Source organism: Streptomyces sp. V2I9, from assembly GCF_030817475.1.
GTDB lineage: Bacteria > Actinomycetota > Actinomycetes > Streptomycetales > Streptomycetaceae > Streptomyces.
Map to the genome: position 1 here is coordinate 5,404,667 of NZ_JAUSZJ010000002.1, position 15,184 is coordinate 5,419,850.

The following is a 15,184-nucleotide window of genomic DNA, read 5'->3' on the forward strand; positions in this document are numbered from 1 at the left end:
ATGAGCAAGCTGCGCGTAGCCGTTCTCGGCGCCCGGGGCCGGATCGGCTCCGAGGCCGTACGGGCCGTCGAGGCCGCCGACGACCTGGAACTGGTGGCGGCCCTGGGCCGGGGCGACAAGCTGGAGGCCCTCGCCGACGCGGGCGCCCAGGTCGCCGTCGAGCTGACCACCCCCGCGTCGGTCATGGGCAATCTCGACTTCTGCGTCCGGCACGGCATCCACGCCGTCGTCGGCACCACGGGCTGGACCGACGAACGGCTCGCGCAGCTCACCACCTGGCTGGACGGCTCCCCGGAGACCGGTGTCCTGATCGCCCCGAACTTCTCCATCGGCGCGGTCCTGACCATGAAGTTCGCGGAGCAGGCCGCCCGGTACTTCGAGTCCGTCGAGGTCGTCGAGCTGCACCACCCGAACAAGGCCGACGCCCCCTCCGGCACCGCCACCCGCACCGCCCAGCTGATCGCGGCCGCCCGCGCGCGGGCCGGCAGCGCCCCCCAGCCGGACGCCACCGTCACCGCCCTGGACGGCGCGCGCGGCGCGGACGTGGACGGCGTCCCCGTCCACGCGATCCGTCTCCGGGGCCTGCTGGCCCACCAGGAAGTGCTGCTCGGCGGCGAGGGCGAGACCCTCACCATCCGCCACGACTCCCTCCACCACAGCAGCTTCATGCCGGGCGTCCTGCTCGGGGTGCGCCGCGTGGTGACCACTCCCGGCCTCACGTTCGGCCTGGAACACTTCCTCGACCTGAACTGACTGAGCCCACCATGCGCGCAAAGATCACCTACATCGTCACGGCCGCCGTCCTGGTCTTCTACTTCGTCCTGGTCGGCAGCCGAGGCCTGATGCTCATCCGGCACGGCACGTGGATCACGGTCCCGCTCGGCGTGGCCGTGCTGATCCTGCCGGTGATCGGCGTCTGGTTCCTCTGGAAGAACACCCAGTTCGTCCGCCGCGCCAACGCCCTGGCGGCGGAGCTGGACGCGGAGGGCGGGCTGCCGGTCGACGACCTGGCCCGCACGCCGTCCGGCCGGATCGACCGGGACGCCGCCGACGCGGTCTTCGCCGAGCGCCGCGAGGAGACCGAGCACGCCCCGGACGACTGGCGGGCCTGGTTCCGGCTGGCGGTCGCCTACCAGGACGCGCGGGACACGCCGCGAGCCCGCAAGGCGATGCAGCGGGCGATCGCCCTGCACGCGGCCACGCCGTCGAGCCCGGCCGGTGTCTGACGACGTCCTTCCGTCCGTACGCGGGTGAGCCCGGAACCCACAGGGGTTCCGGGCTCACCCGCGTACGGACGGAAAGCGGGGGATCAGCCCCGCCGGTACTCGTCCGCCCAGGCTTCCACCGCGTCCGTGGCCCGCTCGAACGCCTCCTCGCGCCCGAGGAAGTCCGCGTTGCGGTCGGTGGCCAGCGGCGGCAGCGTCTCACCGTTCCGCCGGACCACGACGAGCGCCTGGCCCTGGACCGTACGGGGAAGGCCCATCCACTTCACGGGCTGCTGCACCGTACGGACCGCCGACGTCTCGCTCCAGGCCACCGTGGTGGTCCGGAAGAAGCCGACACGCCGGACACCGTGGCGGCTGACCCACGCGCCGACCCGCAACAGCCGCAGGGCGGCGGCGATCACCGCACCGGCCAGGAGCAGGCAGGCGGTGGCGCCCGAAGGAGCTCCGGCCACTCCGATGATCATGGCCGCGAGCAGAACGAACGAGGCCAGCAACAACAGGGTGGCCGCCGCCGCGACCCGCCACGGGCCGGGGCGGTAGGGCCGCCGCCAGCTGTCGTGGTCGTCGAACGGCAGCGCGACGTCCTCAGCGCTCGCGTCGAATGCGCGGTCGGCCGTCAGAAAGGGCAGGGGCACGACTGATCCTCACTCACAAGCACGCTCGATTGCTGTGCCCGGTGAGGCTACCGAGCGTGCCACCGGCCCGACCACCCCAGGGGGTCCGTACGAGTCAGCGCCCCTGTGACGCGGTGGACTGCTTGCCCTGGTCCGGGGCGTGCCCGGAGTCGAGCGCGGGGAGCCCCAGCAGCAGCGAGCCCACGAGACCGGCGACCACGGTCAGCCCGACCAGGGACCGCCCCAGAAGTTCGGGCACGGAGGCGCGGGCGGCGGGCGGGGGAGTGACATTACTGCGGAACCGCTCGGACTCGGCGACGAACGAGAACGGAACGGCTTCACGCCGGCGGAACATGAGGAAACTCTCCTTGATCTCTGTGGCGGGTGCTGCTATTGAGTCAGACGTACGAACGGCCGGATCGGTGCCCGAATCGCCGTACTTGTTGAGGAGACTCCACGAACGGCTGCCCGAGGCCGCCGCCGACATGCGTCCCCTGCCGGCCCGTAGAGTGGTCGCCGCCCGAGCGATGCCCTCGGGCCTCCCCGCGCCGCCCCTGGAAGGACCCCTGTCGGTGACCGACACTCCCGAACCCGCAAAGCCCCACTTCCGCAGCGATGTCACCGTCGAGCTGGTGAAGAGCGACGCGCGCGACGCGGACGTGTTGTTCGCCGCGCGGGTCTCCACCGCCGGCGAGCAGTCGCTCGAAGAGGTCACCAAGGACCCCGAGCGCTCCAAGGGGCTCATCAACTACCTCATGCGGGACCGGCACGGCAGTCCGTTCGAGCACAACTCGATGACCTTCTTCATCAGCGCCCCGATCTTCGTCTTCCGCGAATTCATGCGGCACCGCGTCGGCTGGTCGTACAACGAGGAATCGGGCCGCTACAGGGAGCTGGAGCCGGTCTTCTACGTCCCCGGAACCTCCCGCAAGCTGGTCCAGCAGGGCCGCCCCGGCAAGTACGAGTTCGTCCAGGGCACCGAGGAGCAGTACGACGTCACCACCCGCGCGATGGAGGAGTCCTACCGGGCCTCCTACGACGCGTACCAGGAGATGCTGGCGAAGGGCGTGGCCCGCGAGGTCGCCCGCGCCGTCCTCCCCGTCGGCCTCTTCTCCTCGATGTACGCCACCTGCAACGCGCGCTCACTGATGCACTTCCTCGGCCTGCGCACCCAGCACGAGCTGGCGAAGGTCCCTTCCTTCCCGCAGCGCGAGATCGAGATGGTCGGCGAACAGATGGAAGCCCACTGGGAGCAGCTCATGCCGCTCACTCATGCCGCCTTCAACAAAAACGGACGGGTTGCCCCATAGGCGGTGTCCGTATTGCGGCGTTTCGAGAAGTTCATCTAGGCTGATCAAACGGACCCGGCACTGCTTGAACCCCCGAGCAGGCAGTGCCGGGCTCCTCTTCCCCGTCCCCCCTAGGGGACCCCGCGCGCTGAGCAGCGAGTAGCGTGGTACCCATGGCTCCGATCTCCACTCCGCAGACCCCCTTCGGGCGGGTCCTCACCGCTATGGTCACGCCCTTCACGGCGGACGGCGCTCTCGATCTCGACGGCGCCCAGCGGCTCGCCGCCCACCTGGTGGACGCAGGCAATGACGGTCTGATCGTCAACGGCACCACCGGTGAGTCCCCGACCACCAGCGACGCGGAGAAGGACCAGCTCGTACGAGCGGTACTCGAAGCGGTCGGCGACCGCGCGCACGTCGTCGCCGGTATCGGCACCAACGACACCCGCCACAGCGTCGAGCTCGCCCGGACGGCGGAGCGCAGCGGCGCCCACGGCCTGCTCGCGGTGACGCCGTACTACAACAAGCCGCCGCAGGAGGGTCTCCTCCGGCACTTCACGGCCATCGCCGACTCGACCGGCCTGCCTGTCATGCTGTACGACATCCCCGGCCGCAGCGGGGTGCCGATCGACACCGAGACCCTCGTCCGGCTCGCCGACCACCCGCGGATCGTTGCGAACAAGGACGCCAAGGGTGACCTGGGCCGCGCCAGCTGGGCCATCGCCGAGTCCGGTCTCGCCTGGTACTCCGGCGACGACATGCTCAACCTGCCGCTCCTCTCGGTCGGCGCGGTCGGCTTCGTCTCCGTGGTCGGCCACATGGTCACCCCCGAGCTGCGTGCCCTCATCGAGGCGCACCTGAGCGGCGACGTCCAGAAGGCCACCGAGATCCACCAGAAGCTGCTCCCGGTCTTCACCGGCATGTTCCGTACCCAGGGCGTCATCACCACGAAGGCAGCCCTGACCCTCCAGGGCCTGCCGGCCGGGCCGCTGCGCCTGCCGCTGGTGGAACTCAGCGCACAGGAGACGGCCCAGCTCAAGATCGATCTCGCCGCCGGTGGGGTACAGCTCTGAGCACGGACTCCATCCAGCACAGACCTCGCGCCCACCGCGAGGAGCACGGACTTCACAACTGAACACGCGAGGCGACTCGCATCGAGCAATACCCAAGACAACAGCAAGTGCACGAACGACATGCGCGCCACGTGCCTCAGCGGTACGTGGCGCGCGTGGTAAGGAGAGTCTTTTGAGTCATCCGCATCCTGAACTCGGTACCCCGCCGAAGCTCCCGAAGGGCGCCCTGCGGGTCACCCCGCTCGGCGGCCTGGGCGAGATCGGCCGCAACATGACGGTCTTCGAGTACGGCGGCCGCCTGCTCATCGTCGACTGCGGCGTCCTCTTCCCCGAGGAGGAGCAGCCGGGCATCGACCTGATCCTCCCGGACTTCACCACGATCCGGGACCGCCTGGACGACATCGAGGGCATCGTCCTCACGCACGGCCACGAGGACCACATCGGTGGTGTCCCGTACCTGCTGCGCCTGAAGCCGGACATCCCCCTCATCGGCTCCAAGCTGACGCTCGCGCTCATCGAGGCGAAGCTCCAGGAGCACCGCATCCGCCCCTACACCCTTGAGGTGCAGGAAGGACAGCGGGAGCGCATCGGCGTCTTCGACTGCGAGTTCATCGCGGTCAACCACTCGATCCCGGACGCCCTGGCCGTCGCCATCCGCACCCCCGCGGGCCTGGCCGTGGCCACCGGTGACTTCAAGATGGACCAGCTCCCGCTGGACGGCCGTCTCACCGACCTGCACGCGTTCGCCCGGCTCAGCGAGGAGGGCATCGACCTCCTCCTCTCGGACTCCACGAACGCCGAGGTGCCCGGGTTCGTGCCGCCGGAGCGGGACATCTCCAACGTCCTGCGCACGGTGTTCGCGAACGCCCAGAAGCGCATCATCGTGGCCAGCTTCGCCAGCCATGTGCACCGCATCCAGCAGATCCTGGACGCCGCCCACGAGTACGGACGCCGGGTCGCCTTCGTCGGCCGCTCGATGGTCCGCAACATGGGTATCGCCCGTGACCTGGGCTATCTGAAGGTCCCGGCCGGCCTGGTCGTCGACGTCAAGACGCTCGACGACCTGCCGGACGACGAGGTCGTGCTCGTCTGCACGGGTTCGCAGGGCGAGCCGATGGCCGCCCTCTCCCGGATGGCCAACCGCGACCACCAGATCCGGATCGTTCCGGGCGACACGGTGATCCTCGCGTCGTCCCTGATTCCGGGCAACGAGAACGCGGTCTACCGCGTGATCAACGGTCTGACCCGCTGGGGCGCCAACGTCGTCCACAAGGGCAATGCCAAGGTGCACGTCTCGGGCCACGCCTCGGCCGGCGAGCTGCTGTACTTCTACAACATCTGCAAGCCGAAGAACCTGATGCCGGTCCACGGTGAATGGCGCCACCTGCGTGCCAACGCCGAACTGGGCGCCCTCACCGGCGTGCCGAAGGACCACATCGTCATCGCCGAGGACGGCGTGGTCGTCGACCTCATCGACGGCAAGGCGAAGATCGTCGGCAAGGTGCAGGCCGGTTACGTCTACGTCGACGGCCTCTCCGTCGGAGACGTCACCGAGACCTCCCTCAAGGACCGACGCATCCTCGGTGACGAGGGCATCATCTCGGTGTTCCTCGTGGTCGACAGCTCCTCGGGCAAGATCGTGGGCGGCCCCCACATCCAGGCCCGCGGCTCCGGCATCGACGACAACGCCTTCGTCGGCGTCACACCGAAGATCCAGGAAGCCCTGGACAAATCGGCCCAGGACGGCGTGATGGAGCCCCACCAGCTCCAGCAGCTGATCCGCCGGGTCGTCGGCAAGTGGGTGTCCGACACCTACCGCCGGCGCCCGATGATCCTTCCGGTCGTCGTCGAGGTCTGATCCTCGTGACCGCCTGACCTGGAGCGGGGCCCTCGATTTGCATCGAGGAGCCCCGCTCCAGTACGTTTACGTCTCCGCCTGAACGGGAAGCACGGCGCGCACATGTGTGCCCGGAGCCGACCTGGAGGGGCGGAGAAATCCGACTCAGAGTCTCTGATAAAGTCGGGCCCGCCGAAAGGCAAGGCCACTCCACAGGCCACCGGAAATCGAATTCGGACCGGAAACGGAACGAAAAAGAGTCTGGTAAAGTTGGACTCGCCGGAAAGGGAAAACGCGAAAGCGAAGGACCTGGAAAGCGGCCCCGCTTCGACCGGGAATCGGACACGAAAGAGTCTGATAGAGTCGGAAACGCAAGACAGCAAGACAAAGCAGTAAACGAAGGGAAGCGCCCGGAGGGGCCCGGTGAAACGGGACCGAAGGAAGCGTCCGTTCCTTGAGAACTCAACAGCGTGCCAAAAGTCAACGCCAGATATGTTGATACCCCGGCCTGCACCTGGTGCAGGTTGGTGGTTCCTTTGAAAAGTCCCACAGGGTCACTTCGGTGGCCGGTGGGCGACAACACAGCGAGGACGCTGTGAACAACGGGTCTTATTCCGACCGGTTGTTCCGCTCTCGTGGTGTGCACCCGATCACGGGTAAACATTCACGGAGAGTTTGATCCTGGCTCAGGACGAACGCTGGCGGCGTGCTTAACACATGCAAGTCGAACGATGAAGCCCTTCGGGGTGGATTAGTGGCGAACGGGTGAGTAACACGTGGGCAATCTGCCCTTCACTCTGGGACAAGCCCTGGAAACGGGGTCTAATACCGGATAATACTCTGTCCCGCATGGGACGGGGTTGAAAGCTCCGGCGGTGAAGGATGAGCCCGCGGCCTATCAGCTTGTTGGTGGGGTAATGGCCTACCAAGGCGACGACGGGTAGCCGGCCTGAGAGGGCGACCGGCCACACTGGGACTGAGACACGGCCCAGACTCCTACGGGAGGCAGCAGTGGGGAATATTGCACAATGGGCGAAAGCCTGATGCAGCGACGCCGCGTGAGGGATGACGGCCTTCGGGTTGTAAACCTCTTTCAGCAGGGAAGAAGCGCAAGTGACGGTACCTGCAGAAGAAGCGCCGGCTAACTACGTGCCAGCAGCCGCGGTAATACGTAGGGCGCAAGCGTTGTCCGGAATTATTGGGCGTAAAGAGCTCGTAGGCGGCTTGTCACGTCGGATGTGAAAGCCCGGGGCTTAACCCCGGGTCTGCATTCGATACGGGCTAGCTAGAGTGTGGTAGGGGAGATCGGAATTCCTGGTGTAGCGGTGAAATGCGCAGATATCAGGAGGAACACCGGTGGCGAAGGCGGATCTCTGGGCCATTACTGACGCTGAGGAGCGAAAGCGTGGGGAGCGAACAGGATTAGATACCCTGGTAGTCCACGCCGTAAACGTTGGGAACTAGGTGTTGGCGACATTCCACGTCGTCGGTGCCGCAGCTAACGCATTAAGTTCCCCGCCTGGGGAGTACGGCCGCAAGGCTAAAACTCAAAGGAATTGACGGGGGCCCGCACAAGCAGCGGAGCATGTGGCTTAATTCGACGCAACGCGAAGAACCTTACCAAGGCTTGACATATACCGGAAAGCATCAGAGATGGTGCCCCCCTTGTGGTCGGTATACAGGTGGTGCATGGCTGTCGTCAGCTCGTGTCGTGAGATGTTGGGTTAAGTCCCGCAACGAGCGCAACCCTTGTTCTGTGTTGCCAGCATGCCCTTCGGGGTGATGGGGACTCACAGGAGACTGCCGGGGTCAACTCGGAGGAAGGTGGGGACGACGTCAAGTCATCATGCCCCTTATGTCTTGGGCTGCACACGTGCTACAATGGCCGGTACAATGAGCTGCGATGCCGTGAGGCGGAGCGAATCTCAAAAAGCCGGTCTCAGTTCGGATTGGGGTCTGCAACTCGACCCCATGAAGTCGGAGTTGCTAGTAATCGCAGATCAGCATTGCTGCGGTGAATACGTTCCCGGGCCTTGTACACACCGCCCGTCACGTCACGAAAGTCGGTAACACCCGAAGCCGGTGGCCCAACCCCTTGTGGGAGGGAGCTGTCGAAGGTGGGACTGGCGATTGGGACGAAGTCGTAACAAGGTAGCCGTACCGGAAGGTGCGGCTGGATCACCTCCTTTCTAAGGAGCACTTCTCACCATGTCCTTCGGGGTGTGGTCAGAGGCCAGTACACCGGCGAGTGTTCGGTGCTGGTTGCTCATGGGTGGAACGTTGACTATTCGGCACGATGAGCACGGTTTCGTGAGTACTGCTTCGGCGTGGAAAACGGGAACGGGTTGGTCGTGTCGGGCACGTTGTTGGGTGTCTGAGGGTACGGCCGATTGTGGCTGTCCTTCGGTTGCCGGCCCCAGTGAACTCGCCTGTTCGGGCGGGGTGATGGGTGGCTGGTCGTTGTTTGAGAACTGCACAGTGGACGCGAGCATCTGTGGCCAAGTTTTTAAGGGCGCACGGTGGATGCCTTGGCACCAGGAACCGATGAAGGACGTGGGAGGCCACGATAGTCCCCGGGGAGCTGTCAACCAAGCTTTGATCCGGGGGTTTCCGAATGGGGAAACCCGGCAGTCGTCATGGGCTGTCACCCGCTGCTGAACACATAGGCAGTGTGGAGGGAACGAGGGGAAGTGAAACATCTCAGTACCCTCAGGAAGAGAAAACAACCGTGATTCCGGGAGTAGTGGCGAGCGAAACTGGATGAGGCCAAACCGTATGCGTGTGATACCCGGCAGGGGTTGCGCATGCGGGGTTGTGGGATCTCTCTTTCACAGTCTGCCGGCTGTGAGGCGAGTCAGAAACCGTTGGTGTAGGCGAAGGACATGCGAAAGGTCCGGCGTAGAGGGTAAGACCCCCGTAGCTGAAACATCAACGGCTCGTTTGAGAGACACCCAAGTAGCACGGGGCCCGAGAAATCCCGTGTGAATCTGGCGGGACCACCCGCTAAGCCTAAATATTCCCTGGTGACCGATAGCGGATAGTACCGTGAGGGAATGGTGAAAAGTACCGCGGGAGCGGAGTGAAATAGTACCTGAAACCGTGTGCCTACAAGCCGTGGGAGCGTCGCTGTATGTGCTTGCACATGCAGTCGTGACTGCGTGCCTTTTGAAGAATGAGCCTGCGAGTTAGCGGTGTGTAGCGAGGTTAACCCGTGTGGGGAAGCCGTAGCGAAAGCGAGTCCGAACAGGGCGTTTGAGTTGCACGCTCTAGACCCGAAGCGGAGTGATCTAGCCATGGGCAGGTTGAAGCGGAGGTAAGACTTCGTGGAGGACCGAACCCACCAGGGTTGAAAACCTGGGGGATGACCTGTGGTTAGGGGTGAAAGGCCAATCAAACTCCGTGATAGCTGGTTCTCCCCGAAATGCATTTAGGTGCAGCGTCGTGTGTTTCTTGCCGGAGGTAGAGCACTGGATAGGCGATGGGCCCTACCGGGTTACTGACCTTAGCCAAACTCCGAATGCCGGTAAGTGAGAGCGCGGCAGTGAGACTGTGGGGGATAAGCTCCATGGTCGAGAGGGAAACAGCCCAGAGCATCGACTAAGGCCCCTAAGCGTACGCTAAGTGGGAAAGGATGTGGAGTCGCAGAGACAACCAGGAGGTTGGCTTAGAAGCAGCCACCCTTGAAAGAGTGCGTAATAGCTCACTGGTCAAGTGATTCCGCGCCGACAATGTAGCGGGGCTCAAGCGTACCGCCGAAGTCGTGTCATTCACACATATAGGGCCAACGCCTGTGTGGATGGGTAGGGGAGCGTCGTGTGCCGGGTGAAGCAGCCGCGGAAGCGAGTTGTGGACGGTTCACGAGTGAGAATGCAGGCATGAGTAGCGATACACACGTGAGAAACGTGTGCGCCGATTGACTAAGGGTTCCTGGGTCAAGCTGATCTGCCCAGGGTAAGTCGGGACCTAAGGCGAGGCCGACAGGCGTAGTCGATGGACAACCGGTTGATATTCCGGTACCCGCTTTGAAACGCCCAGTACTGAATCAGGCGATGCTAAGTCCGTGAAGCCGGCCCGATCTCTTCGGAGTTGAGGGTAGTGGTGGAGCCGATGAACCAGACTTGTAGTAGGTAAGCGATGGGGTGACGCAGGAAGGTAGTCCAGCCCGGGCGGTGGTTGTCCCGGGGTAAGGGTGTAGGACGCACGGTAGGCAAATCCGTCGTGCATATGAGTCTGAGACCTGATGCCGAGCCGATTGTGGTGAAGTGGATGATCCTATGCTGTCGAGAAAAGCCTCTAGCGAGTTTCATGGCGGCCCGTACCCTAAACCGACTCAGGTGGTCAGGTAGAGAATACCGAGGCGTTCGGGTGAACTATGGTTAAGGAACTCGGCAAAATGCCCCCGTAACTTCGGGAGAAGGGGGGCCATCACTGGTGATAGCACTTGCTGCTTGAGCTGGGGGTGGCCGCAGAGACCAGCGAGAAGCGACTGTTTACTAAAAACACAGGTCCGTGCGAAGCCGTAAGGCGATGTATACGGACTGACGCCTGCCCGGTGCTGGAACGTTAAGGGGACCGGTTAGCTGCCTTTCGGGGTGGCGAAGCTGAGAACTTAAGCGCCAGTAAACGGCGGTGGTAACTATAACCATCCTAAGGTAGCGAAATTCCTTGTCGGGTAAGTTCCGACCTGCACGAATGGCGTAACGACTTCTCGACTGTCTCAACCATAGGCCCGGTGAAATTGCACTACGAGTAAAGATGCTCGTTTCGCGCAGCAGGACGGAAAGACCCCGGGACCTTTACTATAGTTTGATATTGGTGTTCGGTTCGGCTTGTGTAGGATAGGTGGGAGACTGTGAAGCGGCCACGCCAGTGGTTGTGGAGTCGCCGTTGAAATACCACTCTGGTCGTGCTGGATGTCTAACCTGGGTCCGTGATCCGGATCAGGGACAGTGTCTGATGGGTAGTTTAACTGGGGCGGTTGCCTCCTAAAGAGTAACGGAGGCGCCCAAAGGTTCCCTCAGCCTGGTTGGCAATCAGGTGTTGAGTGTAAGTGCACAAGGGAGCTTGACTGTGAGACCGACGGGTCGAGCAGGGACGAAAGTCGGGACTAGTGATCCGGCAGTGGCTTGTGGAAGCGCTGTCGCTCAACGGATAAAAGGTACCCCGGGGATAACAGGCTGATCTTCCCCAAGAGTCCATATCGACGGGATGGTTTGGCACCTCGATGTCGGCTCGTCGCATCCTGGGGCTGGAGTCGGTCCCAAGGGTTGGGCTGTTCGCCCATTAAAGCGGTACGCGAGCTGGGTTTAGAACGTCGTGAGACAGTTCGGTCCCTATCCGCTGTGCGCGTAGGAATATTGAGAAGGGCTGTCCCTAGTACGAGAGGACCGGGACGGACGAACCTCTGGTGTGCCAGTTGTCCTGCCAAGGGCATGGCTGGTTGGCTACGTTCGGAAAGGATAACCGCTGAAAGCATCTAAGCGGGAAGCCTGCTTCGAGATGAGTATTCCCACCCTCTTGAAGGGTTAAGGCTCCCAGTAGACGACTGGGTTGATAGGCCAGATGTGGAAGCCCGGTAACGGGTGGAGCTGACTGGTACTAATAGGCCGAGGGCTTGTCCTCAGTTGCTCGCGTCCACTGTGTTAGTTCTGAAATAACGAACGGCCGTGTTGTTGCCCGGTGTTCAAATTTTCATAGTGTTTCGGTGGTCATTGCGTTAGGGAAACGCCCGGTTACATTCCGAACCCGGAAGCTAAGCCTTTCAGCGCCGATGGTACTGCAGGGGGGACCCTGTGGGAGAGTAGGACGCCGCCGAACAATTTTTCCGGGAAAGCCCCGTGCCTTGTGGCACGGGGCTTTTCTGCGTTCGGAATCCATGGGACACGTCTTCAGTTCGTCTCCGGGGCGGGCGCTACTTGTCCCGGCCGGCGCGTGGGCTGCCCAGGTGGGACGGTCGGCCGGTCGTCCTGGGCATGGCCTCTTCGAGAGCTTGAAGGCTGGCGCTCAGAGAGGCGTTCAGGGACTGCGGGACCAAGGCAGGACACCGATTATGAGCAATCCCGGATCCCGTGTATGGTTTACCTCGTTGCCGCAGGGCAACGAGGCCCCAATAGCTCAGTCGGTAGAGCGTCTCCATGGTAAGGAGAAGGTCTGCGGTTCGATTCCGCATTGGGGCTCAGAGAAAAGGAAAGGCCCCCGCCTGATGGCGGGGGCCTTTCTCATGGGGTCCGGGCTGTGCGGGTCAGATCAGCGGCGGCTCGGGGACGCGCATGGCGAGGATCGCCATATCGTCCGACGCGGGCTCGGCGGCGAAGCGCTCCACGGCCCGCAGGATGCGTGCGGCGACTGCCCCGGCCGTCAGCCCCGTACAGGTCGACAGGACCTCCGCGAGGCCGTCGTCGCCCAGCATGCGGGTTCCCTCACGGCGTTCGGTGACGCCGTCCGTGACACACAGGAGTACGTCGCCCGGGTCGAGGACGACCTCCTGCTCGTACAGCTCCAGGTCATCGAGGACGCCGAGGAGGGGCTGCGGTTCCGCGGCGGATTCCACGGAGCCGTCCTGACGCAGCCGCAGCGGCAGCGGGTGGCCGGCACAGACGACCTTCAGGAGGGCGCTGCCGTCCTCCTGCGGCCACAGCTCGCCGTACAGCAGGGTCAGGAAGCGGCTGCGGGCGCCCTCGTCGAGGATCGCCGCGTTCAGGCGCTCCAGGACCGCCGGGCCGCCGAAGCCCTCGCGGGCCAGCAGGCGCAGCGCGTGCCGGGCCAGGCCCGTGACGGCCGCCGCCTCGGGGCCCGTACCGCAGACGTCGCCGATGGCGAAGCCGTACGCGCCGTCGCTGATCGGGAAGACGTCGTAGAAGTCGCCGCCGACCTCGTTGCCCTCGCCCGCGGCGCGGTAGATGACCTCGATCTCGACGTTCGGCACATCAGGAAGGCCCGGCGGCAGCAGGCTGCGCTGGAGGGACTGGCTGATCGCCATGCGCTCCGAGTACAGGCGGGCGTTGTCCAGGGCCAGAGCGGCCCGGCGGGACAGGTCCTCGGCCAGCTCCAGGATCTCCTGGCGGAAGTGGTCGTCCGAAGGCTTCCCGAGCGTCAGCATGCCGATGACACGGTTGCGGGCGACCAGCGGAAGGACCACGGTCTCACCGCCGACCGCCTGAGCCGTGGCGAGCGTGGTCCGGGTGGCCGTGCTCATGCTGAGCGGAGCGTCGTGGGCCAGGCTGCGGGTGGACGTGGACAACGCCGCGCGGTGTCCCGCCTCCGACGGCGCGGCCCAGACACGGGCCCCCGGGGCCGGCACCGGATCCGGCGGGGAGATCGTCGAGAGCAGGGCCTTGAGCCCGTCGATGAGGTCCTCGTCCTCGTGGAGCACGTACGAGAGGTACGGCTCGGAGGACTGGTCCGCGATCGTGTAGACGGCGCACCAGGTGGCCAGGGTCGGGACCGTCATCTGGGCCATGAGCGCCAGCGTCTGGTCCCGGTCCAGCGTGCCGGCCAGCAGGTCGGACGCTTCGACGAGGAAGGACAGGGAACCGCGCCGCAGCCGTTCCAGCTCGCCGAGACGGGCGGACTCCACGGCCAGCGCGATGCGGTCGGCCGCGAACTGGAGGCGCAGGGCCTCCTCGTTGGAGTAGCGGCCGGCGGCTTCCGCCGCGACGCCGAGAGAACCGGTCAGCCGTCCTTCGACCTTCAGCGGCACCGTGACGACCGAGCGCATCCCCGTGTCGGTGAGCAGCGGGACGGCGCCGGGCACGGCTGTCAGGTCCTCGTGGACGGCGGGCATACGGGCGGAGCCGTAGCGGCCCGTGCCGGCTTCGACGGGGACCCGTGCGAAGCGCTGGCGGGCCGAGGGGAGGCCCGTCGTCGCGCGGACCTCCAACTCGGTCTCGTCGTCCGTGGCCAGGAGGAGGAAGGCGGCATCGGCGTCGAGCATGTCGCGGGCCCGCTCCACCGTCCGCTGGAGAAGGCCGTCCAGGTCGTCGGGGGCGGGGGAGCCGATGAAGATCTCGAACGGGTCCGCCGCGCGGCTGTCGGAAGAGGCGTCGGAGACCGGGGCGCGGACCGGGGACTGGAGGACGGCGCGCTCGTCGTCGCGGACGAGGAGGCAGACCGTGGACGGCTCGCCGTCGTTGTCGCGGACGCGCAGGTGCGAGGCGTAGACGGCGATGGTCCGTCCGTCGGCACCGCGGATCCCGTAACTGCCCTCCCAGCGGGAGAGCTGGAGGGCGTCGGCGATGCCCGTGCTGGTGCCGGGGGTGTGCGGCCAGGCCACGAAGTCCGTGAACTGTTTGCCGGCGACCTGCTCCGTGGTGTGCCCGAACACGTACGCCGCGTCGTCGTTCCAGGCGCTGATCGCGCCCGTGCTGTCGATCTGCACGACGGCGACCCTCACCCGCTGGTCGGTGACCGGGAGGAGCGAGGTGGGCAGGACCGGGCCCGCCGAGCGGATGCCCACGGGCCGGTCCGGCAGGTCCAGCTGGAACCAGACGTGCTTGCGGGTGGGGCTGTACTCGACGCCCCAGCGGGAGGCCAGGGCCGCGCAGAGGAGCAGCCCGCGACCGTTCTCACGGTCGGGGCTGCCGAAGTCGATGCCGCTGCTCTGGAGCGGCACCTCGCGCTCCGGATAGTGGTCCGCCACCTCGACGCGGACGCCCTCCGCGGTGCGCAGGCACAGCACGTCGGCGGCGGTGCCCGCGTGGATGACGGCGTTGGTGACGAGCTCACTGGTGAGAACGACGGCGTCGTCGACGACATCGTTGTAGCCCCACCCCTGGAGCGTGTCCCGGACGAAGGCGCGGGCGGTCGCGACAGAGCGTCCGACCGGTTCGAACGTGGCGGCCGCGCGCGCGGTGATCACAGCACTCCCCATATGGTGTCTCGTCGCTTCCCCGAGTCCTGTGCCCGTTTATCGCCGCTTCGATTCGCCTGCCAGGCTAGACCTTCGGCGAAGGCGCCGGATACACGAGGGCCGAGTTCGGGACACGTCGCCCCGGCGGTGGTGCGCGGGCGCACAAGTATGGACTCCCGGCGCAGGGGATGGGGGCAACCGGAGCAGGTGGCCCGGCGACCGGTTCCGGCCTGGTACGTTGCAATGATTTGACGTCCGCCCCGCCGCCCGTCGACGGTGTGCGGTGGCGGTGAGCCA

At 65.2% G+C, this 15,184-nt stretch carries 8 protein-coding genes, 1 tRNA gene and 3 rRNA genes; 9 read left to right on the top strand and 3 right to left on the bottom strand.

Annotation, left to right across the window (positions count from 1 at the left end; genetic code table 11):
- Both dapB and QFZ71_RS23775 read left to right on the top strand, forming a co-directional pair.
- Entirely contained in the window at positions 1-753 is a 753-nt protein-coding gene (dapB, locus tag QFZ71_RS23770; RefSeq protein ID WP_307670188.1) for a 4-hydroxy-tetrahydrodipicolinate reductase, read from the top strand.
- Positions 754-764: 11 nt separating this feature from the next.
- Positions 765-1,226, top strand: a complete 462-nt coding sequence (locus QFZ71_RS23775) for a hypothetical protein (RefSeq protein WP_307670189.1) — start codon at positions 765-767, stop codon at positions 1,224-1,226.
- A gap of 83 nt (positions 1,227-1,309) precedes the next feature.
- Here QFZ71_RS23775 and QFZ71_RS23780 read toward each other — a convergent pair whose 3' ends face one another.
- Positions 1,310-1,861: a hypothetical protein gene (locus QFZ71_RS23780; protein ID WP_307670190.1), complete on the bottom strand. Its 552-nt coding sequence runs from the start codon at positions 1,859-1,861 to the stop codon at positions 1,310-1,312.
- 94 nt (positions 1,862-1,955) lie between these two features.
- A complete protein-coding gene (locus QFZ71_RS23785; protein WP_307670191.1) occupies positions 1,956-2,195 on the bottom strand; it encodes a hypothetical protein in 240 nt (79 codons plus the stop codon).
- 217 nt (positions 2,196-2,412) lie between these two features.
- Here QFZ71_RS23785 and thyX point away from each other — a divergent pair, with 217 nt between their 5' ends.
- The 7 genes from thyX (at position 2,413) to QFZ71_RS23820 (ending at position 12,215) form a co-directional block, all read left to right on the top strand.
- Positions 2,413-3,150: an FAD-dependent thymidylate synthase gene (thyX, locus tag QFZ71_RS23790; RefSeq protein ID WP_307670192.1), complete on the top strand. Its 738-nt coding sequence runs from the start codon at positions 2,413-2,415 to the stop codon at positions 3,148-3,150.
- Between the two features lie 152 nt (positions 3,151-3,302).
- The gene (dapA, locus tag QFZ71_RS23795; protein ID WP_307670193.1) at positions 3,303-4,202 is read left to right on the top strand and encodes a 4-hydroxy-tetrahydrodipicolinate synthase; all 900 of its coding nucleotides are present in this window, start codon (positions 3,303-3,305) and stop codon (positions 4,200-4,202) included.
- Between the two features lie 172 nt (positions 4,203-4,374).
- Positions 4,375-6,060 (top strand): ribonuclease J, encoded by a 1,686-nt coding sequence (locus tag QFZ71_RS23800; protein ID WP_307670194.1) that lies wholly within the window; start codon positions 4,375-4,377, stop codon positions 6,058-6,060.
- Between the two features lie 642 nt (positions 6,061-6,702).
- A 16S ribosomal RNA gene (locus tag QFZ71_RS23805) occupies positions 6,703-8,228 on the top strand.
- A 307-nt stretch (positions 8,229-8,535) separates the two neighbouring features.
- Positions 8,536-11,661 (top strand): 23S ribosomal RNA (locus QFZ71_RS23810).
- Positions 11,662-11,739: 78 nt separating this feature from the next.
- Positions 11,740-11,856: ribosomal RNA gene (rrf, locus tag QFZ71_RS23815) — 5S ribosomal RNA — on the top strand.
- The 16S, 23S and 5S rRNA genes sit together here with 1 tRNA gene alongside, the layout of an rRNA operon.
- Before the next feature lie 286 nt (positions 11,857-12,142).
- Positions 12,143-12,215, top strand: a tRNA-Thr gene (locus tag QFZ71_RS23820).
- 65 nt (positions 12,216-12,280) lie between these two features.
- Here the strand turns inward: QFZ71_RS23820 and QFZ71_RS23825 are convergent.
- The gene (locus QFZ71_RS23825) at positions 12,281-14,908 is read right to left on the bottom strand and encodes a SpoIIE family protein phosphatase (protein WP_307670195.1); all 2,628 of its coding nucleotides are present in this window, start codon (positions 14,906-14,908) and stop codon (positions 12,281-12,283) included.
- Positions 14,909-15,184: the final 276 nt, after the last annotated feature.